This is a genomic window from Paenibacillus lentus (assembly GCF_042714055.1).
In the GTDB taxonomy this organism is placed as follows: domain Bacteria; phylum Bacillota; class Bacilli; order Paenibacillales; family Paenibacillaceae; genus Fontibacillus; species Fontibacillus lentus_A.
The window spans coordinates 231,786-255,803 of the sequence record NZ_JBHGVC010000006.1 but is presented as its reverse complement, the minus strand read 5'-3'; the positions used below and the strand labels follow the sequence as shown (position 1 = coordinate 255,803).

Here is a 24,018-nt window from a genome sequence, read left to right as displayed (position 1 = left end):
AAGGAGCCTTGCAGAGGAAAGCCCAGTCATATGGTTTCGCTACGAGGTAAAGAAATAGCTGGAGAGGCAAGAATTCCAATTTTTCCCGGCAATTACGAGGAGGAACAGGCATGAATGGATCAAGTCCGCTTGATAGAAGCAATTCAGCGGATTTTCCGCTATCATCAGAAGCTTCGGAAGGGTCTGGCCGCCCCTTATGGAGGAACCGGACGTTCGTCTGGATCCTATCCGGTAATACGATTGCCGTCTTCGGCGACAGTTTTAATGGCATCGCTCTCAGCTTATGGGTGCTGCAGACGACCGGAAGCGCCAAGCGGATGGCGGCTGTACAGATCTGCTATATGGTGATCAGCATCCTATTCGCTTCCTTTGCCGGAACGGTGGCTGATCGGCTGGATCGGAGGAAGCTGATGCTTCTGTCCGATCTATTGAGAGGAATCGTAGCAGTAACGCTTGCAATTTGTCTGTTTTTTCTAAATGCGCCCTTCTGGATCATATTGGTTCTCATATCTGTCTCCGCCTTTGCAAATCTGTTCCAAGCGCCTTCTTTTCATGCGTCAGTTACCCATTTGGCCGGCTCGGGGAAGGTTGCACAGGCGACTAGCGCTGTCCACCTGACGGATAATATTGCGCGGATATCGGGATTGGGGCTTGGAGGAGTAGTTGTTGCAGCTTTTGGGGGATTTACGGCTATGACTTTCACGGCAGTTACATTTTTCTTGTCTGCCATATGTGTGTTAGCCGCAGGAGTGTTCCCCCGTTCGGCCAGAGGCCCACAGCAAGATAGGAAAGCTTCATTCTTCAAGGATTGGAAGGTGGGGCTGGCGCTTATCGTCAAGGAGCCCCTGACTCGGGCGATCATCGTCCTGAATCCGCTGCTTATTTTGTTTTTTATGTCGTCTCTGATGCTCGTTCAGGTTGTGGCAGTCAGGGATTGGCGGGCCAGTCCAACGGCTTTTGGCCTGATAGAGATGTGCGTTCCGCTCGGCTATATGATCGGTGCGGGGATTATTATGGCGCTTGGCGCAAGAATCGGGAGGAGAGGGTTATGGGTATTCGCCGGATTTATTTCGTTAGGTCCAGCTTTCTATCTCATTTCCATTATGGATACGGCAGCCCCGGCCCTTCCGGTCATTCTATCAGCCGGAATTTTGTTCGCTTTCTGTTCGATGATACTTCAGATTATTCTTCGCTCAGAAGTGGGTCAGGAGATGCAGGGAAGAGTATACGGCACAATGGTGGCATTGACAAATGTCGCTCCGCCGGTTGGGCTTGCAATCACCTCAGTACTGGCCGACGAATGGGGAGCAAAGGCGATGCTGGGTGCTACCGGCTGGTGTCTGTTTGGGGCCGGTCTGTTGGCGGCTATGCTATTCAAGCCGATACGTTCTTATTGGTAGGGATTAGGGGGAATTGGAGAAAAGGAAAAGTAGTTTCAACAGGAAGCTAGCGTTTTCTCGCCGTCCATTTTATCCCGTAAATTGATTTCAGAAACAGGTAGTTTGATATTGCTTAGAATCAAGTCGATGTTGCCCTGAGAATGTGTTAGATATGGATTGCCTTATTTCTGTAATTATGGACATTTATACTCACTCCAATGGCTGATAAACTTACATAATAATACTGCAGTACAAAAGGAGTGAAAGCAATGAATGGAGTGCGTTACAAGGTAAGAGAAGTGTTAGATAAGGATAAGATCGAGACATTTCTGCAGCAAGCTCGAATTGGACATCTTGGAATGGTTGATGGTCATCAGCCGTATGTTGTTCCGCTCAATTTTGTCTGGACAAATGGGAAGCTTTATTTCCATGGAGCTACTGGTGGGAGACGAAATCAGGTTATGAGTGCGAATCCGGAGGTCTGCTTTACGGTTTGTGAAGAATATGGAACGATTACTGATCCGGTGCCAGCCAAAACGGACACAGCGTATATGAGTGTAATGATTTTTGGCAAGGCACAGCCCATCGTCGATCTGAATGAAGCCACACATATGCTGCAAGAAATGATTTATAAATATGTGCCTGGTTACTATAATCGGCCGTTACCCCAGCAGCACGTAGACAAATATCGATCAGCAGTATTCGGCGGTCCGGTTCAGGTGTACCGAATTGATCCCCACCATATCACCGCGAAGGAAAATCCGATTGAAGAAGAAAAAATGTTCGAACCTGGAAAAACCGTGTAAGATGTTTTGTTGGGAAGGCGGTAAAAAATAGCGGGATTGCACGACCAGTTGATCAATCTGAACGAATCCAAGCAATGATGAACAACGCAGATATCCTGATGACCGCCTGGCTCGGGGATAAAATGATCGGTGTGATCCGAGCACTAACAGATTGGAGTTATCAATGAATATTGAAAGCATGCAAAAATATGCCAAGCAATTCAGTGAAGAAAAAGGATTCGGTGTCAATACGATCCAAACCCGAACCCTGTATTTAATGACGGAAGTTGGAGAGTTGGCAAAAGAAATTTTAAGCATTTCATTCCACCCAACGGAGGAAAAAGTGCGGATGGCAAAGGAAAATATAGGCTTGGAGATGTACGATGTCATCTTCAATATTTTAGATCTCGCCAACCAACTCGAAATCGAATTGGAAGAAGCATTTCAGAAAAAGATGGAGCTCAACAAGCACAGAACTTGGGTTGAAAGATAAATCAAGTCGAGCAATACCACAGAGCCACGAGTCTAATAAACAAAGGCGGTGGCTCTATTCCCCGTACATTCTATAAGACCGTTTCAGCAAGTCGGTACATACCTTCCTCAATTAGTTCCTCTTCCACCTTAGCAAAGCCCAATACCCACCCTTTACGTTTACTCTCCAAACAATAGGAATGGAGTTGATGCACACGAACTCCGCCTTGAAGCGCCCGAAGGGTCATCGTATCCTCGTCAAACGATTCATCTGCTTCCAGCAGCACGTGCAAGCCGGTTTCAATCCCTCGCATTGTAAACTTATTGCCGAGACCGCTGGCCGCAATCGCCTTTTGTATGATTTCGTGGCGTCGTCGGTAGATATTTCTGACTCGTCGCATATGGCGCATAAAATACCCATGCTCGATGAAGTGGGCCAGTGTTGCTTGCTCCATGATAGGAAGATGGCGATAGGTGAACGCTTGAACGCGAGCCAGTTGAGCAATTGCTTCGGCTGGTCCAATAACAGCGGATATGCGAATGCCTGGCGCAGTCAATTTAGAGAAACTCATTAAATAGAGACAATGCTGTGGAAGCTGGCTATATAAAGTTGGCATCGGGTCTCCGCGGTATCGAAATTCGCTGTCATAGTCATCCTCGACAATCCATGCATGCTGCTGCGAGGCTTTATGCAAAAGCTGTTGCCTGCGTGGTTCCGATAACATCACACCTACGGCGCATTGGTGAGCGGGGGTAACGAAAATGAGCTTCGCTTCAGGCGGTACCTTCTCTACAACAAGGCCGTACTCATCAACAGGAACTGGAGCAATCTTCATTTGTCGATACTTCATCGTCATCCAAGCTACGGGATAGCCGGGATCTTCGACCGTTACGGTGTCTCCTTTGGTCAGAAGCGTTTGTGCAATGAGATCAATACTATGCTGGGCCCCAGATGTCAACAAGATCTGGTTCATTTGAACATGAATTCCACGCTCTAGCGATAAATAACGTTGGATCTGCCTTCGTAAAGGCTCAAATCCATAAGCATCTCCGTATGACCAAGAGGATGTCTCTAATTCCGTAGAAGCATTCAAACACGATTTACGCCACGTTTTTAGAAACTGCGTATCCAAATAAGGTTGATAGGGGCTAAAATCAATGACCGATTCCGATTCCCGGTTATCCTTGCTTCTAAACCACTGCTCAGATAGATCTACCAGCAGGGGCAGTTCAGGAAGCTGTGGCGAAACAAGGGGGGGAGCATCCTCATTCTGTTTATCCTTGAACTGAATCCAATCACTGACACGAGTTCCGCCGCGTCGTGATGTTACCGTATAACCACGAGTTAGCAGTTCTTCATATACTATTTGCACGGTGGAACGAGATACTCCTAACTGCTGAGCGAGCTTTCGAGAAGGCGTCAGGAGTTCACCTGGCTTCCAATCGCCATTTGTAATATGATCGATGGCCTGATCGAGCAATTGCTGCCATATGGGCCTTTTGTCGGCGCGATTTATTTTCATTAATGAGATTCCCCCATTTTATATGCTGGAATAAAATTAGCTCATTTTTTTGGATTGCTTAAACACACCGATTTTGGATATATTTAACCAATCCATCTATTGGTATACTAGCATAGTACTCTTCATCCATGCAATGTTATACAGGCTGAATCAATCACTGAATACAAGCCGACAATTCAACTGCCGTAGAGTTTTCACATAGAGAAGGAGGAAGGTCAATGTTTAAAGTTTTGGTCTCAGATCCCATAAGTGATTTTGGACTGCAGCAACTGATGCGTGCTAAAGATGTGGAGGTCGCCAAAATAACGGGGCTGAGCGAGGAGGAGCTCGTTTCCATCATTCGTGCTTATGATGCGCTGCTCGTCTGTTCTCAAACGAAAGTCACTCCGCGAATCATGGAGGCTGGTGTTCATTTAAAAGTCATCGGCCGGGCAGGAGTCGGTGTGGACAACATTGATATGGATTTCGCAACGAGCCGGGGGATTATCGTGGTTAATGCACCCGACGGAAACACGGTAGCGACGTGCGAGCATACTTTTGCGATGATGATGGCATTGGCCCGGCATATTCCACAAGCCTATGCCAAAACCGTTGCCGGGATGTGGGATCGTAAATTATTCCTTGGCGTTGAATTGCGAGACAAGATACTCGGTGTGCTGGGACTTGGCCGTATCGGGATCGAAGTGGCCAAACGCGCAGCTGCGTTTGGGATGACCGTTATCGGCTACGATCCCTTTCTATCGGAAGAAGGGGCTAACAACAAACTGGGGATTAAGCTGGCGACCCTAGATGAAATCATGCGGACAGCTGATTTTATGACGGTTCATACGCCGCTGACGAATGAAACGCATCATATGATCGCGGGGCCGCAATTCGATGTCATGAAACGGGGAATGCGAATCATCAACTGCGCCTGCGGGGGGATTGTTGACGAGTCGGCTCTTGTTAAAGCACTCGACGAAGGGATTGTGGCAGGAGCTGCTTTCGATGTATTTGAATATGAGCCTCCGGCGCCAGATCACCCATTTCTAAGTCACCCTAAAATGATTGTTACCCCGCACTTAGGCGCGTCCACTTTGGAAGCACAAGAGAATGCAGCCCTTGATGTTTCTGAACAAGTTATTCATATCCTGCGAGATGAACCGTTTAAAAATGCAGTCAATCTGCCGGCCATTCCGACCGATCTGCTGAATAAATTACAGCCTTACTTTAAATTGTGCGAGCAACTGGGAAAGGCGCTTGCCCAGATGACCGATGGCGCCATGCGTGAAGTCACGGTGGAGTATGCAGGCCAGCTTGCTGATCTGGATACGACGCCACTGATCCCTTATGTACTTAAGGGGATCCTTTCTCACCATCCCGGTGCGGAACAAGTCAATGCCGTCAATGCCATACACTTGGCAAATTTTCGTAACATTCACCTTGTGGTACGAAAATCCCTGTTATCTCAAAGCTCTTCCAGCGAGATTACGATTCGATTAAAGACGGCAATCGAGGAGAGATGGTTAACAGGGTCTGCTCTGCCTGGCGTCGGGGAACGTCTTGTCCGAATCGGCCCTTATCCAGTTAATATTTTACCTGAAGGATATGTTTTATTGATTTCACAGAAGGATAGGCCGGGCATCATAGGGCGTGTTGGAACGTTGCTCGGGGATAGTGGTATTAATATTGCCACGATGCAAATGGGGCGTAACGAAGTCGGCGGTTCGGCGGTCATGATATTAAAAATCGATAAAAAGGTATCCAAGAACGTGATGAAATCCTTATTGGCGATACCTGAAATCAAGCGCGTAAGGGAAATCTCCTTTGACTAACTGACAACAGGACTTACCTATGATCAACGTACAGGATGTAATTAGGGACTTATTACTTGAAGCAGAAAGAGGGTAGGAGACATGAGTCATCTAGTTGAAGAAAATCTCAAAACCGTGAGACAGCAGATGGAATTGGCCTGCCAAGCCTCGGGGCGCAACATCGAGGACGTGCAATTATTATTGGCGACCAAAACCGTGCCGCTTGAAAAGCTGCAAATGGCCATGCAAGCGGGCGCAGCTCTGTTTGGGGAAAACAAAGCGCAGGAACTACGGGGCAAATTTCCACTTATGCAGCAGTATAAACAGGTGGAATGGCATTTTATCGGACATCTGCAAACGAATAAAGTGAAGGACGTCGTCAAATATGTTACGCTCATTCATTCTGTGGATCGTTTGAAATTGGGGCATGTCCTGCATCATCAGCTCGTTAAAGAGAACAAGACTATGGATATTTTGGTACAAATCAATACGTCCTACGAAGAAAGCAAATTTGGAGCTCCTCCGGAAGCGGCGCTGGAGTTGGTGGAACAATTGTCCCAGTTTGAAACGTTAAACGTGAAAGGCTTAATGACCATTGGAAAGCTGAATGCCACAAACGACGAGACCCGGCACTGCTTCCGTTTATTAAAATTGATTCAAACACAGATTAGGGAAAAACAGCTTCCGCGCGTAGGAATGGATATCCTCTCGATGGGCATGTCCGGTGATTTCCAGGTGGCCATCGAAGAAGGAGCTACCATCATTCGTGTAGGAACAAGCGTTTTCGGTCAACGTTACTTGCCGGACAGTTATTACTGGAACGAAAACGCGAGTCAGGACGATTAGGAGAGAGGCAGGAGAACGTATATGAACACAACATCACCCTCGCTGCGCGGCCGCGATTTGATATCGCCGACCATAGCCGCTTTAATATCTGTCATTGTCAACTATGGGGGCACTTTTATTCTCGTATTTCAGGCAGCAAAAGTCGCGGGTTTAAGTCCCGAAATGACCTCTTCATGGATTTGGTCGATCTCCATTGGAGTGGGTGTAACCGGGATATGGCTAAGTTATCGATACCGGGAACCGATTATTACGGCTTGGTCAACACCAGGGGTAGCTTTTCTTGTTTCGGCATTAGCGGTAACACCTTATGCGGAAGCCATTGGTGCTTACATCATCTCGGCTTTAGGATTTATTATTCTAGGGTTATCGGGCATGTTTGAACGCTTCGTCCGGATTATTCCTTCAGGTATCGCTTCCGGGTTGCTAGCAGGCATTTTACTGCAGTTTGGCATTTCAGCCTTTGGAGGAGCAAAAGTTGACCCATTGCTTGTTGTTGTGCTGTTTGGCGCGTATATCGTGCTAAGACGGTTTACATCCCGCTATGCGATTGTTGGCATACTGGCAATCGGACTGATGTATTTGATTGGCATGGGAAAAGTGGATTTCAGTACGATCCAATTGGCGATTGCATTACCGGTATTTGTCGTTCCGGAGTTTTCGTTGCATGCTTTATTGGGCGTTGCATTGCCGCTGTTTATTATTACTTTAACGGGACAATACATGCCCGGCATGCTTGTATTGCGGAATGACGGGTTCAAGACGAGCGCGAATCCGATTTTGACTATAACAGGTTTGGGTTCGCTCCTTGCAGCGCCATTCGGCTCGCACGCTTTTAATGTAGCAGCTATTACAGCAGCGATTTGTACAGGAAAAGACGCGCACGAGGATGCGACAAAACGTTATATTGCAGGCATTGCCTGTGGCATTTTCTACATTGTTGTCGGCATTTTTGGCGTCACGTTGGCTGCTCTGTTTTTGATTCTTCCTGCTACCTTTATCGCAACGTTAGCGGGGTTGGCATTGCTTGGCACAATTGGCGGCAGTCTTGCGGGCGCCTTAACGGACCCAAAGGGACGTGAGACCGCATTGATTACATTTTTAGCAACAGCCGCGAATGTGACCTTGCTTGGCGTCGGCGGGGCATTTTGGGGACTTGTCGCAGGTTTGGCAGCACATCTATTGATTCATGGGAAATTTCATAAAAAGCAATACAGGCCGAGTGGAGTACAACAAGCCGAACAAAAACAATAGCAGGCGTGCAAATGAATACAGGTACAGAACGGATCAAAAGAGGGAGGGCGGGATTACTTGTATTACAAGAGCATTCCCGCCAGACGATAAATGCCTTCTTCAATGGCAGCTTCATCTACTTTAGCAAAACCCAGTACCCATCCTTTTCGATCGCTCTCCAAACAATACGTGCTAAGTGGATAAACACGAATTCCTTTTTCGAGCGCTAGGTTCGTGACGGCTTCTTCGTCAAACGATTTATCAGCCTCCAGAAGCATATGGAGCCCCGTTTCTACGCCGCTTAGTGTGAAGTGTTCACTCAGACCTGTCGTGATGATGGCCTTGGTCATGGCTTCGTGTCTGCGGCGATATACATTTCGAACTCGTCTCATATGGCGCATGAAATGACCATGCTCGATAAAATGAGTAAGTGTTAATTGCTCCATAATCGGAAGATGGCGATAGGTTAATTCATGGACTTGGGCCAGCTGACGAATAGCCTCTTTGGAACCAATGATTGCCGATATTCGAATACCAGGAGCAATCATTTTGGAAAAACTCATCATATACAACGTGTTCTGAGGTCGCTGGCTGAACAAGGTTGGAAGTGGGTCGCCGCGATATCGAAATTCGCTGTCGTAATCATCCTCGATAATCCAGAACTGCTGCCGAGCAGCCATGTGTAACAATTGTTGCCTGCGAGGTTCCGACATAATTACTCCAACCGCACACTGGTGCGATGGCGTAACAAATACAAGTTTGGACCCGGGGTGAATGCGGTCTACGCATAGCCCGTACTCATCGACTGGAACGGATACAACTTGCATACGCCGATATTTCATCGCCATCCAGGCAGCAGGGAAGCCGGGGTCTTCAACCGATACCGTTTCTCCTTCATGTAAAAGGGCCTGGGCGATCAAATCAATGCTATGCTGTGCGCCTGAGGTTAGTATGATTTGATCGATATCCACATGAACGCCTCGTTCAAGCGACAAATAACGTTGAATCTGTTCTCGTAGCGGGAGGAATCCATAAGCGTCGCCGTAAGCCCAACTATCCAGATCTGTCTCTGTGGAGGCCTGTAAAAATGATTGCCTCCAATTCTTTTGAAAATGTTCGTCCAAATAAGGCTCATGAGGAGTGAAATCGATCTCTACTTTTCGATCTTCTTTGTCTCCAAACCAACTGTGCAAATGGCCTACTGCGTCGTTTAATAAAGGCAATTCGGGGGGGATGGGGCCTTGTGTCGCAGCCTCCTCGGAAGGACGAGCCGTATATGTCCATTCGCTAACTCTTGTCCCGCCGCGGCGGGAGGTTACGGTATACCCGCGGCTGAATAACTCCTCGTAAACAATCTGTATGGTTGAACGGGAAACGCCAATCAATAGAGCGAGTTCGCGGGATGGGAGCAGCAATTCGCCTGGCGGCCATTTTCCAGTTGTGATATTATGGATCGCTTGATCCAGCAGTTGCTGCCAGATGGGGCGTTGGTCATCTCGGTTTACTTTTAGCATTCATTCACCTCCAGTGTTATTACTGTAATTATGGATTGTCCTAAACGATGCCTTATGGACATTTAATAACAATCCATTGATTGATATACTATCATGGCAATACTTTCTTTTGCAATACGACAGAAGTAGATAAACGAACAGAAAGGAAGATGTCCATGAAATATTTGGAGCAACAAGACAAAGCAGTGGCCAACGCTATTCGGCAAGAGCTTGCACGGCAGCGGGATAAAATAGAACTGATTGCATCGGAGAATTTTGTAAGCCGGGCTGTCATGGAAGCTACAGGTACGGTACTGACCAACAAATACGCTGAAGGGTATCCTGGAAGAAGATATTATGGCGGATGTGAGTATGTCGATGTGATCGAGGAGCTGGCCATTCAACGCGTCAAAGAGCTTTATGGTGCTGAACATGCCAATGTGCAGCCTCACTCCGGCGCACAGGCCAATATGGCGGTTTATTTTGCTTCAGTCAAGCCTGGTGACACGATTTTGGGCATGAATTTATCCCATGGGGGCCATCTTACACACGGGAGTCCGGTGAATTTTTCCGGAAGATTTTACAACTTTATTCCTTATGGTATCGATGAACAAACGGGGCGCATTGACTTTGACCAGGTACGAAAACTCGCTCATAAGCATCATCCGCGCATGATCGTTGCCGGCGCCAGCGCCTATCCACGAAAGATTGAATTTGAGTTATTCGCCCAAATTGCAGCCGAAGTTGGAGCACTTTTCTTTGTGGATATGGCACATATTGCGGGAATTGTCGCGGCAGGCCTGCATCCTAATCCAGTGCCGCACGCACATTTTGTTACGACGACAACGCATAAAACGTTGCGAGGACCAAGAGGCGGTATCATCATGTGCCGTAACCCGTGGGCGCAAGCCATTGATAAGGCGATATTCCCTGGGACACAAGGCGGCCCGCTTATGCATGTTATCGCGGCAAAAGCTGTTACGCTAGGCGAGGCATTGCAACCGGATTTCAAAACGTATATGGAAAAAACTCTTGAAAATGCTAATGTATTGGCGGAAACACTAATGAATGAGGGGTTAACCGTTGTATCGGGAGGTACGGATAATCATATTGTTTTGGTTGATTTGCGCACGATTGGACTTACGGGCAAGGAAGCTGAAGCCATACTCGATGAAGTGGGGATTACGGCTAATAAAAATTCAATTCCTCATGATACGGCAAGCCCGTTAGTAACGAGCGGCATTCGCTTCGGAACCCCTGCTATGACATCAAGAGGCTTAGGATCCAAGGAAATGAAAGAAATTGGCCAGCTTATTGGACTTGCCTTTAGAAATCCCAAAAGTTCGACGGTTAAAGATCAAATATTGGGAAGTGTACGGGAAATTACGTCTCAATTTCCTTTATATTGAGGGAATGGGATCGGTACATCGATTCTAGAAATATCCCATCGAATTAAATGAATACAAAAATAGCTGTCGACATTTTTCCGACAGCCTGAGCAAGAGAGGAGAGTGACATCCTCTCTTGCTGTATTTCCTCGTTTATTGCTTTTCTAAATTTATTTTTGGGATTCGTGCAAAAGAGCTGTTTTCAATTGTTTCTGCATAAAGACCAGTTCATGTGCCAAATTGCTAATTCTCTCCAGAACTCCCTCATCGGAAATTTCGTTATGTTCGTTAAAATGCTCATTATGGACATAAACATAGCTTGGAGCGACAAAGGCCCGGAAAAAGCCGGCAATCGGCTTCAATTGATTTTCGATGACGAGATAATGCTGATAGGTTCCTCCTGTTGCAACAAACCCCATCACCTTATGCTGCAATGCGGAGATAGGAACCAGATCGAATAAGTTTTTCAGTGCTCCGGTTAGTGATGCTTGATAAATCGGAGTGCCGATCAGAAAAAAATCGCCTGAAGCTACTGTATCGATGATGGTTTTCGTATCTCCCGTATAAGTGGCAGGATCCCTACCGTCGCAAAATTGCACATTGTATTGCTTCAGATCAAGCAATTCGACTTCCACTTCAGGATAGTTCCGCTTAATTTCGTCCAGCACGGTCTTAACCGTGATCAATGTCTTCGACCCCGCTATTGTTCCCGATATCCCAACCAGTTTCATAGATAGAATTCCCCTTTCCACTACACGACGCCCAAGTTTTATACAGATGTTTCTTCCGGTTTAATCCTATATACACACCGGTTGTCGCCCTTTATAATATGCTCGCCTCTTGTGATTTCAACATTGTCGCCAAGAATGCATTGCAGCATTTCCAATTCCTTTCTGCAAATGTCAGTGCATGCTCTCGCCGCCTCGCAAATCGGGCAATGCTTCTCCACAAGATAGAAAGACCCATCGGGGTTCTCTATGACCTCAGCCATATACCCCTCGGCTGTTCGATTTTCCGCGAAAGCCTTTAATTGTTCCAGCAACGAAAGGCTTGAAGGCGCTTGGCTCTGGTAATCCATGACTTGTTTGCGGTTATGGATTTCCAGCAGTTTCTCCAAGCCTTCGTCTCCGAATGCTTCTTTCATAGATTCAATCAAACTGACTGTAAGGTTGGCGTACCCATCCGGAAATAGCCGATTCGCCTCTGCGGTGAGAGACCACAGCTTTGCGGGCCGCCCCATCGTCTTTGGTGCTTCCTTGAAGGTAACCAAATTCTGCTCATGCAGATTGTATAAATGCTGCCGCACAGCCATTGCGGTAACCCCAAGCTCATTCGCTAATTGATGAGCATCCATAGCACCATTGTGTTTGAGTAATTTCACAATAGCTCTTTTTGTTCTTTCGGCACCTATTTTTTCAGGTGATTTCATTTTTTTCACTCTACATCACCTACAACCATTTTATTCTAAAGAGATTATAAAGAAAAATCTTGACAAAGTCAAAGCAAATGGTATATTTTGTTTGCAAAGATCTTTCTTTATAAAGTATCCGGGTACTGTTGTATTAGAAAACATGGTGGGAAGGTGAGAAGATTGTCATCACAAAGCATATTTGGATCGCGATATCTTGCATTATCGGTTGGTATCATTTTAGCCGCAATGGCAATAGGCTTTGAAGGATTGGCTGTAACGACGGTTGCTCCGGTTATTGCCGAAGATCTCCAAGGACTTCATCTCTTCGGTTGGATATTCAGCGCTTACCTGTTAGCACAAATTGTAGGTACTCTGGTGATTGGCCGGCAAATCGACAGGCAAGGCCCGGCTTTTCTTTTTACTATCGCCATTATATTATTCGCAGTCGGTTTAGTCGTAGCTGCCGTCGCAAACAATATGTATGTGTTGATCGGCTCGCGTGCTTTGCAGGGATTTGGGGCAGGTGCCATGTATACATGTATATACACAGCGATTTCCTTAAGTTATCCTGATGAGCTTCGAGCCAAAATATTAGGTGCCCTCGGTACGGCCTACGTTCTGCCATCGATGCTCGGTCCTTATGTTGCAGGCGTTATTGCCGCACAATGGTCCTGGCGGTTCGTTTTTTGGGGAGTGCTTCCTTTTTTGCTTCTGGCGGTTCTCCTCAGTATGCCAGTCTTCCGTAAGCTGAAAATGCCTACCGTCCAAGAGAAGAATGAAACAGGCGTCGTTGGATTGTCCGTTCTGCTCGCGATCGGTACAGGGCTTTTCTTAAGCGGTCTTGGAATGCTTCCTAAAGCATTAGGAATTGTGCTTTTGCTTGTCGGCTTGGTTCTTATGGCACAGCCTCTTCGTAAGCTTCTTCCGGCAGGTACGTTGACATTGCGCCCCGGATTGTCGTCTCTTATCGGCTCTCGAGGCTTATTTTTCGCTGCTTATGTCTGTACACAGAACTTTTTGGTGCTTGCCTTAACGAATACGAAGGGATTGGCTGCCGACAGGGCCGGGCTCATCGTGGCCAGTGCGGCAATTAGCTGGTGCATCGTGGCGATTTTGCAGGCTCGTTGGGATGCGGCAGACCAAGGGCGGGGCCGGCATAAACGGATTACTGCGGGTATACTGCTGATGATCGTCGGTGTCGCTGTTATGGTTTGGGTTCCTGCAATCAATATCGCATTAGCGGTGCTCGGTGAAATCATTACGGGCATTGGGATCGGTTTGGCTCATACCGTTAGCGGGACGGTCGCTTTCGCTCTCGCCAAAGAGGGGGAAGCAGGCCAAGTTTCCGGGAGCTTGCAATTTGCGGACTCGTTTACGCCTGGTGTAGCAGTCGGAATTGGCGGTGCTGTTATTGCACTGAGTCAAACGGCGGGAATGTCCATGGAATCCGGAATTACGATGGCTATGACGTTCAATCTTGCTTTAATTCTGCTGAGCTTGTTTGCGATTATGCGAACCAGGCAGGCTCAAACGATAGCCCCATCGTCCTCCGGGGTTCTCAACAGAGATTAACGGTTGCCCAGTTCAGATTCTTGCCATCTAGAGCTCTATCTTCCTTACATAAAAAAAACGTTAGAATCTTGAACTTGGTAACGGCAATTTGAATAGCTTATAGTCAGTTGTAAGAAATATCCCATCATTTTAATTAAAGGCCGTTCAACAGAGCGGCCTTTTTTTATCGGTAATATCCGTACTAATAGCGCAAGGTAAAAATATACCTATGTCCCTAAGCTCCGTCCTAGGTTCGAGAACAGCTCTGTACCTCAGAATGATGCAGGTTTACGCAGGAATCCGTATAGTAGAGATGAGGACTGCGTGCTTATCAATGGCAGAGAAGCAGCTTGCAGATAAAGGATTTTCCAAAAGAAGCAAAGCGCAGAATTCATTTTTGATAGGATAGGAGGAATAAGCAATGCATTCAATTTTCGTTACAAAAATGATGGATACTAGCCGTGACGTACGGGAAGAAGTAGCTCAGGTATTCGTAGATGGTTATTACGACGAGCTGTCTTATTTTACAAAAGACCGGAGAAAGTTAATTTTAGCCTTCAAGAATCTGTTTAATGCTGAGGTGCTGTATTTGGCTGAAATGGAAGGCGAAATCGTAGGTATGCTCGGCTGCTCCAGCAATAGGCAAAGGGCTATGCCAGTCCAACTAGAACCACTCAAGGAAGCTTTCGGAGCTCAGGTCGGGGAGCTGGCTTACCAAGTTTTAAAAAATGAATTCAACACCGCTCTGCTTCATGATGATGAGACGGGATATATCGAATGTGTGGCTACCTTGAAAGGGGCGCGGGGTAAAGGTGTATCCACCACACTGATGAAATATGTGATGGATGAGCTGCCGTACCGGCGATTTTTACTCGAAGTTACGGATGCGAATCATGCTGCACGTCGACTTTATCAGAAAATGGGATTCCGGGAGATCGAACGGACAGTCGAAGAAAACGCAGAGGTTCAAGGATTTCAGGCCCGCATTTACATGGAGTGGAGCAGGGCGGACTAAATGCTGCCCTGGAAAAAAGTGAAGGTGAAAGCCATAGAAATGAAATTAGCAGCTGTTACGGTGGAGGAGGTCATATCTATGGCAAATCTTTTATAAACAAAACTCGGTCTTGTCCTTTCCCATCATAGTTAACAGTAACTTGGACACCGTCAACCTCGCCAGTACCTTTCTCAATCTGGAATCCCATGCGCGTGTGAAAAGCGATTGAAGTTTTGTTTGCTGGTGATGTGACGCAACGGACTACTTCACATCCCTTTTCTTGCACCGTTTCGTAGAACATCTGGTACAGACGTTTTGCAACTCCACTATTCCTGTACTCCGGATGCACACCAATAAAGTGAATATACGCTTCCGTTGGATAGGTTTGCGAAACAAATCCGATTAAAAAGCCAATGATTTGACCGGAATGTTCAGCTACAAAACTTGTTTCACGAAAATGTTGAAAGAATAGTTTTGGCAGCATGTCAGCCATATGCCGACCGCCCCACCAATCATCGATTACGGAGATCACTGGGAAATAATCAGATTCAAGCACATGCCTTAAATTCATAAAAAAATTCTCCTTTACTAATTCTTAAAAAGCTTTGGTTAATTTAATCTACGAAGTCACTATCATATCAATGAGTTATAAATATTTATCGTATACTTAGTGATGGCTTCATCATAATCTGGATACTTATATCCGAGATTTTCTGCGACAGTCGTTGAGTATTTTCTAAACAACTCATAACAAGTAAATAAAGACTTCCACATTTCTTGATACCCATTCTCAGAATAGGTTGATAGTAATGCTTCCCAATCTTTTATAGGAAGGTAACGATTTATAAATTTGTAGTTCTTCCCCACACTAAAGGTGTATCCTTGCTCTGAACCGATTTGCCAAGCCATCATGCGAAGTAAATTAGGTCGTGCAATCTCGTTTAAATGGTCAATAGCAAATAGTATTTCTCTTCTTGCTAATCCTTTTACGACGTAAGTTGAAACCATCCAGAACTCATTACAACAATCGTCAAACTCCCTTGCAGTTGGCTTTCTAATCCAATATTGACGATCATCTGCGGTTACCTCATTTTGAATCAAAGCATCCTTATCCAGCAAGACCTCAATTAATCCGTCGCTATTGGCAAAGTAATCCTCTACTTCCTGAATTGGAATAAGTGTTAGGTCTAATTTATTTCCATCCTCAAAAAGAATTAAATAGGAGAACCAATTTCCTAATTCTGGCGGGAAAAGCTCCATATCCTCAGGTTTTTGCATCATAATACGCTTCCCAAAAATTCCAAGCCACTGATCATCTAACTTGAAAGAATCCATATCTGTTACAAAGTATGAAATATCGTAATCTTGAAATGGATCAGGGGAGATATTCTTGTTTGTACGTGACCCTTCTAAAGCCACCAATCGAATTCTATCATCCTTCCTAGCAAAATCTACAAACATCCTCATCATTTCTTGTTCACTTCTCAATAACGAAAACCTCCATTCCAACTTTTTTGCTTCAAAGTATAATCACCTCGGATTTAATGGCAGTTGTTGAAGCTCTTTCCTCAAGCTGCTAAGTGCATCCGCCTGTTCTTCGGCATCCTGGGTATCGTATAGTAGCTGCTCCGTAAATTCCCAGATGTCCTCCAGCCTGCGCCTGCCTTGATAGAAGCTTAAGCATTCCGGGTCGGGAACAAAGCTAGGGTGGCGTTTGCGGTATACGGTTAGAAAATCTTCATAATAGGGCTTATCTACAATAAACATCCAATCCGCCTCCACCGGAGCAATCCGTATCCCTTCCCAGTCGATGAGTATTAACTGACCGTCCGACGACATCAGGTTCCAATGGTGCAGATCCGTATGACAAAGCACGTAGCGCAGAGAACGCTGCCGCAAGCGCTGGGAAAGCGTCTGAACGGAGTCCATTAACGCGATTAACGGCTCTTTGAAAGGTGCAAGTACTTCATGAATGTTACCGGCATCCGCTATCGATGGAGAAAGCTCATTTATTGCTCTATACAGGGAGGGGAGGAAGGGGAGCTCGAAATTTTCTTTCAATGGAAGAATGCTTTGCTCTAAGGTATCCAATACAAATACCTCGTCGTAGGAATGCAATTCCGCCATGATATCGGCTAATTGGACGATTTGAGCATCCGTCAATGACTTCGAACCAATCGTTTCTCCGTCGATATGCTCATACAACAAGAAAATCCCATCATCATTCTCGCATTTGCATCGTCCGTCGACCGTCAGCAGCGGCACAGGAAGCTTTCCCTGCAAGGAGCTATATTGATGAAGACGGAGCAGCAGGGGAACATATTGATCGATTAATGCGGTCCATTTAGGTGTCGAAGCCCGGCTTTTTTCATACATTTTCAAAAAGGTGAGCCCTTCCTCCGTCTCCACTTGATAAGCGAGGGCAGACCAACCGCCTTGCCGTGGAGTAATCTGCCTTGCGCTAAGTCCATAATGCCGACTTAAAAGTTCCTTGAGTTTGTGCATGAAGTTATCCTCCTTATTAACAGCGAATCGCAACACTGACTTTTTGTCCCTATTTCATATAATGATAATAGCATATGGAAATATAAAGAGTTGTAATGTACATATTAGTATGCGTATTACTGAATTTCGGATGAGGAAGTGGCTGTGTCCATCGTCCCATCATAACAGCTCACGTAAATGTCTCGGTTAGAGAGAGACTCACGAAGTTATCAATTACATTTATTTTACATGCAGGATTAAAGTGGATTTGTTGGAGAAATAGTGAATATGTCCTATTAATATGATATAATGTGCCCTAGTAAAGGATAATATGTAATTATCCATAACACTGAACGGAAGTGAAAATGATGTATTTTCCTCACGAGAAAAGATTTGTTCAGCGATTAGGAACAGAAATACAAAATGGATCACAACAAATTGTAATAAATGGTCCTTCAGGATGTGGAAAATCTTATTCCGTAGAATCATTCTTACAAAGCTACGAGGATGAAGATACGAAAATTTTATATTTGGTTGGCGACAAAGAGTTGATCGATAGAGATTACAAACCATTTCTAGATGGTTTGTCTAATGACACTTCATCTTTTGATAGGCAGTCCTTTCAAAAATCGATCACAGAGCTTGGAGAAAGTATTCCAAGTATCGGGAAACCGTTAAAAATTTTATTGAATTTAATGTTTGATCAAAATAATGCAAAAAAGAAAAGCAGAGACTCGATTCTAAATGAAATAGAGCAGGATATTGTATGTAAAATCGAGACTTTGTCGAAAAGATATCGTCTCATCTTTTTTTGCGATCATTTTCATTATTGGGATGAAAGATCTCTCTTATTGATGTACATCATTCTAAATCACGCTCAAAAAAAATATAAATTTTTAAGTAATGCACTGTTTCTATTTACAATTACTACAGATCAGGAGAATAGTTATAGAAATCGGATCGATGCAGTAATTAACAGAGAATGTGTTGTTAAGCTTCCATTTCCCGAAATGGAGTTTGACGATTTTGATATTGCCCTTCGTATGCTTAATTATAGCGGAAGCTTATCAATTACCGAAAAGAAGATGCTGCACTCTTTAGTGAAGGGGCATTTGACAATGCTCAAAGAATTGATACGAGAACTCACTAATAAGAATGTGGATCTTAGCAATGTGGATCAGGGAATAAAAAAGTTACTGCTGCAGGTATTGGAAAGTCGACTAAATGATTCCGGGCTAGAGTCAAGTAAAATTAATTTTGTTTTGGAATATGCATCTATTTTAGGCGTTACGTTTTCGAAATTTGAGCTTAATCGGATTACTGAATTAGAAAATAATGATTTTAATCGTATTATTGATAATGCCAGAAGTATGGAACTGGTTCACGAACCTCGTTACGGCCAACTAAAATTTGCGCATGAATTTATCCGTGATATTTTTCAAATGAAAATTTCAAGTCAGGAAATAGTTTATTACAGAAAAATAGAAAAATGTATCAGTGAAATTGCTCCAGATCATTATCATAGAAGAGCTCAATACAGATTTAAAGTTGGGGATACAAATGAAGGACTTATTTTATTCGTGTTGGAAATCATTAAGCAAATTAGAGAGAATGGAGATGTAACTCCTTCTTTATCAGAACAAGCACAGGTGCTGCTAAGAGAACATCCACAATATTTATCCTACGTAGATAGTATGAAAGCAGCAATGCATCTATATCAAAAAAACCAATATAATGAAGCATATATTAAAATCAGTGCTATTAACGATACTCTGCCTAATCAATTAATCGCCGAAAAACAAATTTTACGTTCCTTAACGTATTCCAAAAAAATTGATGCCGACTTCCGTAAAGAAGGGATTCGTATACTTAGTCAATATGCTTCTCTAGACCATTGCGGAAATGAACGGGATATCTATGAACGGGTTAAAATACGATTAATGACAATGTATATACATATTAATGAATTACAAACTGCTCGCAAAATAGAAGAAGAGATTATTGATTCACTCCGTGAACGAATAGGACATGATGATACCGCTAGAGATCGATTGCATAGGCTAAATCTGATATCTTCATCCGTTTATGATTGTGAAATTGCTTGTAGTAAGATTGAAGAGGCTGTAGCTTACTTTGGACCTGATAGCAGTAATAATCATCTTTGGACAAATCTTAAGCAATATTACATATCATTAATTAATTATTCAGCGTCACTATGCGTCTGCGGTCGTTATCAAGATAGTTTCAAAGCGGCTGAAAAAGCAAGGGATCTCATGGAGGAAAATCCTAATTTCGATTTTCCCCGTATCCGAATATCCGTTAATAACTATTTATTATCAGGATATTTATCAGGATATCTTAAGCCAAGCGAATGTGTTGAAGGATTTAAAGGGATGATAACCGGCATGCCCTTATGTGCGGAAAGACTCTTCTATACTTCTAATTTGTCCATCTTCTTGGCTTTAGATGGTAAAGTTGAGGAAGCATTTGAAACACTCAAGCTCGAGGGTAATTTGCAGGCAAGTCATGGTGATCCTGAAAAGATATATAATTATCGAGTAGTTGTAAATTGCGCAGTATTTCAGTATCTACTAGGAAATACAGAGGATGCAATAGCACAGTTAGTCAAAATTGCAGATGACAAAATGGATAGTGTTGGTGGTTCTCTTATGATGCGCCGAAAAACCAAATTGCTCCATTTCATGAAAACTAGTTTAGCCCGTCCAGATTATCGACAATGGGAGACTGTTCTACTGAACAGCACCAGTGAAATGCAAGTCAATCCATGGAATTACTATGGAAGAGGTTATGTATTTAGTGCGCTAAATAATTGGGATTTGTGGTAAGTGCATTCCAAAGCCATTTGTATCTGTGCGCTTAATGAAACCAAAACGAGAATAGAAATCTTCTTTTTCTCGAGAAGACATTAACGCAACAACAGCATTGGGCACCGCATTTTCATTAATATATTTTAGTAGCCGCTTCATTATTTCAGTACCAATCCCGTTGCGTTCGTATTCCGGAGCTACAACAACATCTTGAATATAGAAACAAATTCTCCCGTCTCCAACAATCCGCCCCATTCCAATAATTTGAGCGTTATGATACGCACTTACGCCAAATAGTGTTCCTCGGCCGGCATTGTGAAAATCTTGATCTGTGTGTATTGTCCATCCAGCAGATTTTCGCAATGCCTTCCATCCCTCTATCGTCGGCAATTGGCATTTATAGTGAATATTCATATGAATTTATCCTTACATTATTTTGAATTAGTGCAGTGCCAATTAAAGTTTGTAACACATCGCTGTAGTTATAGCCCATTTGGCGGTAAGCAAACCAAAATGTCATGCTTTGGGTAATATGAGGATTAGTTGCAATGTCGGTAATAAAGAATTCATTAAAATGGTTGATTCGATAATCGATTCGTCCAAAGCCTTGAATATTCATGGCTTTAGTTACCTCTTCAGTAGTTTTCATAATATCTTCTGCAATTTGCGGATTCTTCTGATAGTAAAGTTCATAATCAAATAAATGATCTCCACGAATGGTATAGTCTAATATGGTATCGTTCAAATCACTGTTTCCATTCACAGTAATACTTGCGGGAAATAAGCTGCAGGTATTTTGAAGAGATGAAATTACAGGAACTTCTACTTCCTCTCCTGAAATAAACTGCTCAACGATAATGCGCTGGTTAAACTTTTGACTTAGTTGTAATAGAAACTGATCTTTATCCTCAGAGTAATAGAAGATGTTTTCTTTATCTAAGCCTATGCTGGATGACTCGCCATTAAGCTTTGCTATAACTCGCTGTCCATTTTTGGGTTTTTGGTTCATAATCCAATGATGATTAGGATCAAATAGATAGCTTTTACATGTAGGAAAACCACCCTGTTGCAAAAAACTAAACCAGTGATATTTATCTCTGGCGAAGCTTACAGTATAAGCATCACTACCTGTATATGTAATGCCGTGCAAATCGCAAAAAGCAGGAATTAGAGATTTGCGACCAGCCCCTGTTCCTTTTTGTGCCGAGTTAATAACGACAAGCTTACGCGGATAATTGTCACGGAGTATACCCGATTGAAAATCAGATATAAAATCGTTCTCATCAAAATATGATTTCACATCATAATTACAACTACGCAGAGCACTAATTATCTCTTCATACTGCTTATATGAATAGTATTCGCTTATTACGGACGTGGAGGAGTAGTCATTATAATTAACCGTTATATCTTTAACATTCATAACAAGTACAAGTAATATTCTATCTTTAACAGAAATGGCCTGCTGTATGTAGTGATCAATAACCTTTTTTTGGTGTGTGTACATATGCTCTCTCCTTCATTAAAGGATAATTACATATTATCCTTTACTCAAACCAGGGACTGATTCGGCAAAAGAGGCCATCAGTCCCTGGTTTGGCTAATATATGGAGACGCGATTTCGTGGATGCTTTAAGGTGAGGATGTCATTTTGCTTTTTTGTAGAAACATGCGTGTAAATTTGAGTCGTAGTAATGGAGCTATGTCCTAGAATTTGCTGAATATATCGTATATCTACATCTTCCTCTAATAATAAAGTAGCAAACGAATGTCGGAACATATGCGGAGTCAGGTGCTCTGCAATGTTTGCTTTTTTGGTATATTTACTGATCATCAGCCGCACGGACTGCTCTGATAAACGGTTGTTTACTCTGTTAACAAAAAAATACCCGATGCCTTCAATTTGCTGGTCAAAAGCGGCTTTGTAATTTTTAAGTGCTGTCAGCACATCAGCATTGCTTATGATAATAATTCTTTCCTTAGAACCTTTTCCATAGATGCGAACCAGTCCATTAGTCAGATTAATATCATTAGCTTTTAACGAGCATAACTCAGAAACTCTTATGCCAGTTGCAAATAACAGCTCCAGAACCGCAACATCACGCAAATATGTACGTTTTTTATAAGATGACGCTGTTTCATGAGATAAGACTTGATAAGCTGACTGCAGTAGTACTTCAATGATATCTAGAGGTATCGTTCGTGGGAGAACATAGGGCTCATGAAATTTTAAATTCAATTTGGCAAATGGATTTTCTTTAATGAATTCTTCGTACTCCAGCCAATTGCAAAACGCTTTAATGCTTGCCAGTTTTCGCTTTATCGTTTTAGGCTTATATGTCTTGTGCAGCAGCCTTGCGAAATTAGAAACATTGCTTTTGGTCAACTCCTGCTTGGAATTTTGAGCAAACTGCAGAAACTGCTTTAAATCTATTTGATATGCTTTCAATGTTTTTGAATTTAAATTTTTTTGATATTTACAGTAATCATAGTAATGCTCTAACATCATAGAAAGATCAAGCATGTGTAAACCCTCCCCAAATTATGTATTTGTAACCTAGTATGAAGGTGGTGTCGGTTTTTGTCGAATTGGTGGATGGGAGGTAAAAACTACACGCTGGTGCAGCTATAAGTTAGCATAATCAGATTGACTTTGAATCATAGTTATAGACATCACTTTGCATGAGAAATAAGAGGGAGATTTTGGAAGAGTTTATGCGGCTTATGGTGGCGTGTTTGTCGTTCTTGCGGTGGTATGGGGATGGCTTATCGATAAGAAGACTCCCGACCAGTATGATTGGTTGGGAGCCGCTATTTGCATCGTCGGAGTATCCGTCATGCTTTGGGCTCCGAGAAGCTAATCTTGCTTGGGATGTTGAAAGGTGGTAAGTCGAATAAGCAAGCATCCGTGAAATAAAGCTTGGCGCAGAATGAAGCCATCTGTACCCAGCTTTTACTATAGCTGTTATCTTTATTTTTGATTAAAGCCTCTATATAGAAAAATTAAAGCGCATGCGAATGGGAAAATGGCAGCATAATAACCGCTTAAGGCTTGGGATAAGGCTATGATGATAAATACAGCCGCCATAATAAAAGAGAAGATTTTAGAATTGTTCAGATTCATAATTCACCCCGATATAGATATAGTTATGAAATCATTTGGATGAGAACTTAATAATCCGTCCTTATGAAAATACGGAGGGAGATCATATAAGCAAATAAAACTAAGACAGCAGTCAAAGAAGCAAAGGCCGCCAGCGGGTAATCTAACACAGAAGCAAAAACTGCATGGCTGGACAAGTTAAGAGAGCCTATTTTTCCTGCAATATTTGATAGCGTAAAAAACACCATAATGCCGATGATATTCGCTGTTCGATATCCATATTTGAAATAGAAGGGATAGAAAATAGCGTTCATGAAATAAGAACAGCATAAGGATAAGAACGTGACTTCCCAGTTTAAAATCGGCTGCTCCATTTGGAGGCCTGCTGCATATTTCAACAGTAACAGCACCAAAATCAGCCAAATATAAGATATCAGCCACCATAGGGAAACCATGGCGTATTTAGCGGCTATAATCATTCTGCGGGAAACCGGCAAGCTCAGCAGCAGCTTGTATTGAAGCTTTTCAGTTTCTCCCGTGTTCGAATTGGAGTAGCTCGTAAGAAAATAACTGATAAACCCTACAGCTAGACTGAAAATGATCGTGGGGAACGGATCTGAGCCTGAAATTTTATCGCCGAGCGTAAGGAAAAGGGGAAACATAATGATTGGAATCAGAAAGGCTATTTTTTTTTGGGTGTACAATTCCATTAAAAGCAATTTCAACATACAATTAGCTC

General features: G+C 43.5%; 21 protein-coding genes and 1 pseudogene. 11 read left to right on the top strand and 11 right to left on the bottom strand.

Features of this window, described 5'->3' with window-relative positions:
* The first annotated feature begins 110 nt into the window (after window positions 1–110).
* From ACE3MQ_RS16330 to ACE3MQ_RS16320, 3 genes are all read left to right on the top strand, one after another.
* Window positions 111–1,400, top strand: coding sequence for an MFS transporter (locus ACE3MQ_RS16330; RefSeq protein WP_379394494.1), 1,290 nt, complete (start codon window positions 111–113; stop codon window positions 1,398–1,400).
* 248 nt (window positions 1,401–1,648) lie between these two features.
* Window positions 1,649–2,185: a pyridoxamine 5'-phosphate oxidase family protein gene (locus ACE3MQ_RS16325; protein ID WP_379394492.1), complete on the top strand. Its 537-nt coding sequence runs from the start codon at window positions 1,649–1,651 to the stop codon at window positions 2,183–2,185.
* Window positions 2,186–2,348: 163 nt separating this feature from the next.
* Window positions 2,349–2,657, top strand: coding sequence for a MazG nucleotide pyrophosphohydrolase domain-containing protein (locus tag ACE3MQ_RS16320; RefSeq protein ID WP_379394490.1), 309 nt, complete (start codon window positions 2,349–2,351; stop codon window positions 2,655–2,657).
* Window positions 2,658–2,727: 70 nt separating this feature from the next.
* Here the strand turns inward: ACE3MQ_RS16320 and pdxR (ACE3MQ_RS16315) are convergent, their stop codons facing one another.
* Window positions 2,728–4,158 carry a MocR-like pyridoxine biosynthesis transcription factor PdxR gene (gene pdxR / locus ACE3MQ_RS16315; protein WP_379394488.1) on the bottom strand — a complete coding sequence of 477 codons (1,431 nt, stop codon included), beginning with the start codon at window positions 4,156–4,158 and terminating at the stop codon, window positions 2,728–2,730.
* Between the two features lie 218 nt (window positions 4,159–4,376).
* Between pdxR (ACE3MQ_RS16315) and serA the strand changes: the two genes are divergently transcribed.
* The 3 genes from serA to ACE3MQ_RS16300 all read left to right on the top strand — a co-directional run bounded on the left by serA (window position 4,377) and on the right by ACE3MQ_RS16300 (window position 8,048).
* Window positions 4,377–5,972, top strand: a complete 1,596-nt coding sequence (gene serA, locus ACE3MQ_RS16310) for a phosphoglycerate dehydrogenase (RefSeq protein WP_379394486.1) — start codon at window positions 4,377–4,379, stop codon at window positions 5,970–5,972.
* Between the two features lie 81 nt (window positions 5,973–6,053).
* A complete protein-coding gene (locus tag ACE3MQ_RS16305) occupies window positions 6,054–6,797 on the top strand; it encodes a YggS family pyridoxal phosphate-dependent enzyme (RefSeq protein ID WP_379394484.1) in 744 nt (247 codons plus the stop codon).
* 21 nt (window positions 6,798–6,818) lie between these two features.
* A complete protein-coding gene (locus ACE3MQ_RS16300) occupies window positions 6,819–8,048 on the top strand; it encodes a benzoate/H(+) symporter BenE family transporter (protein WP_379394482.1) in 1,230 nt (409 codons plus the stop codon).
* Window positions 8,049–8,110: 62 nt separating this feature from the next.
* Here the strand turns inward: ACE3MQ_RS16300 and pdxR (ACE3MQ_RS16295) are convergent, their stop codons facing one another.
* Window positions 8,111–9,541 (bottom strand): MocR-like pyridoxine biosynthesis transcription factor PdxR, encoded by a 1,431-nt coding sequence (pdxR, locus tag ACE3MQ_RS16295; protein ID WP_379394480.1) that lies wholly within the window; start codon window positions 9,539–9,541, stop codon window positions 8,111–8,113.
* 155 nt (window positions 9,542–9,696) lie between these two features.
* Between pdxR (ACE3MQ_RS16295) and ACE3MQ_RS16290 the strand changes: the two genes are divergently transcribed.
* Entirely contained in the window at window positions 9,697–10,929 is a 1,233-nt protein-coding gene (locus tag ACE3MQ_RS16290) for a serine hydroxymethyltransferase (protein ID WP_379394478.1), read from the top strand.
* Window positions 10,930–11,078: 149 nt separating this feature from the next.
* On the opposite strand, the gene ACE3MQ_RS16285 is transcribed toward ACE3MQ_RS16290, so the two are convergent.
* Together ACE3MQ_RS16285 and ACE3MQ_RS16280 are read right to left on the bottom strand one after the other, a co-directional pair.
* Window positions 11,079–11,639 (bottom strand): NADPH-dependent FMN reductase, encoded by a 561-nt coding sequence (locus ACE3MQ_RS16285; protein WP_379394476.1) that lies wholly within the window; start codon window positions 11,637–11,639, stop codon window positions 11,079–11,081.
* A 38-nt stretch (window positions 11,640–11,677) separates the two neighbouring features.
* Window positions 11,678–12,337: a helix-turn-helix transcriptional regulator gene (locus ACE3MQ_RS16280; RefSeq protein ID WP_379394601.1), complete on the bottom strand. Its 660-nt coding sequence runs from the start codon at window positions 12,335–12,337 to the stop codon at window positions 11,678–11,680.
* A 162-nt stretch (window positions 12,338–12,499) separates the two neighbouring features.
* Between ACE3MQ_RS16280 and ACE3MQ_RS16275 the strand changes: the two genes are divergently transcribed.
* Window positions 12,500–13,891, top strand: a complete 1,392-nt coding sequence (locus tag ACE3MQ_RS16275) for an MFS transporter (RefSeq protein ID WP_379394474.1) — start codon at window positions 12,500–12,502, stop codon at window positions 13,889–13,891.
* Between the two features lie 400 nt (window positions 13,892–14,291).
* A complete protein-coding gene (locus ACE3MQ_RS16270) occupies window positions 14,292–14,885 on the top strand; it encodes a GNAT family N-acetyltransferase (protein ID WP_379394472.1) in 594 nt (197 codons plus the stop codon).
* A gap of 76 nt (window positions 14,886–14,961) precedes the next feature.
* Here the strand turns inward: ACE3MQ_RS16270 and ACE3MQ_RS16265 are convergent, their stop codons facing one another.
* From ACE3MQ_RS16265 to ACE3MQ_RS16255, 3 genes are all read right to left on the bottom strand, one after another.
* Entirely contained in the window at window positions 14,962–15,435 is a 474-nt protein-coding gene (locus ACE3MQ_RS16265; protein WP_379394470.1) for a GNAT family N-acetyltransferase, read from the bottom strand.
* A gap of 62 nt (window positions 15,436–15,497) precedes the next feature.
* Window positions 15,498–16,352, bottom strand: coding sequence for an aminoglycoside 6-adenylyltransferase (ant(6), locus tag ACE3MQ_RS16260; RefSeq protein ID WP_379394468.1), 855 nt, complete (start codon window positions 16,350–16,352; stop codon window positions 15,498–15,500).
* Between the two features lie 42 nt (window positions 16,353–16,394).
* Window positions 16,395–17,369 (bottom strand): aminoglycoside phosphotransferase family protein, encoded by a 975-nt coding sequence (locus ACE3MQ_RS16255; RefSeq protein ID WP_379394466.1) that lies wholly within the window; start codon window positions 17,367–17,369, stop codon window positions 16,395–16,397.
* Window positions 17,370–17,713: 344 nt separating this feature from the next.
* Here ACE3MQ_RS16255 and ACE3MQ_RS16250 point away from each other — a divergent pair, with 344 nt between their 5' ends.
* Window positions 17,714–20,194 carry a P-loop NTPase family protein gene (locus ACE3MQ_RS16250; RefSeq protein WP_379394464.1) on the top strand — a complete coding sequence of 827 codons (2,481 nt, stop codon included), beginning with the start codon at window positions 17,714–17,716 and terminating at the stop codon, window positions 20,192–20,194.
* On the opposite strand, the gene ACE3MQ_RS16245 is transcribed toward ACE3MQ_RS16250, so the two are convergent.
* The 3 genes from ACE3MQ_RS16245 to ACE3MQ_RS16235 form a co-directional block, all read right to left on the bottom strand.
* A complete protein-coding gene (locus tag ACE3MQ_RS16245; RefSeq protein WP_379394462.1) occupies window positions 20,171–20,590 on the bottom strand; it encodes a GNAT family N-acetyltransferase in 420 nt (139 codons plus the stop codon). The genes ACE3MQ_RS16250 and ACE3MQ_RS16245 overlap by 24 nt on opposite strands.
* A complete protein-coding gene (locus ACE3MQ_RS16240; RefSeq protein WP_379394460.1) occupies window positions 20,574–21,683 on the bottom strand; it encodes a D-alanine--D-alanine ligase family protein in 1,110 nt (369 codons plus the stop codon). Before ACE3MQ_RS16240 ends, ACE3MQ_RS16245 begins: the two co-directional genes overlap by 17 nt.
* Before the next feature lie 93 nt (window positions 21,684–21,776).
* Entirely contained in the window at window positions 21,777–22,700 is a 924-nt protein-coding gene (locus ACE3MQ_RS16235) for a tyrosine-type recombinase/integrase (protein WP_379394458.1), read from the bottom strand.
* Window positions 22,701–22,878: 178 nt separating this feature from the next.
* Between ACE3MQ_RS16235 and ACE3MQ_RS16230 the strand changes: the two are divergent.
* Window positions 22,879–23,037, top strand: a pseudogene (locus ACE3MQ_RS16230) (YnfA family protein); the annotation flags it as partial.
* A gap of 310 nt (window positions 23,038–23,347) precedes the next feature.
* Here the strand turns inward: ACE3MQ_RS16230 and ACE3MQ_RS16225 are convergent.
* Window positions 23,348–24,007 (bottom strand): ABC-2 transporter permease, encoded by a 660-nt coding sequence (locus tag ACE3MQ_RS16225; RefSeq protein ID WP_379394456.1) that lies wholly within the window; start codon window positions 24,005–24,007, stop codon window positions 23,348–23,350.
* Between the last annotated feature and the right edge of the window lie 11 nt (window positions 24,008–24,018).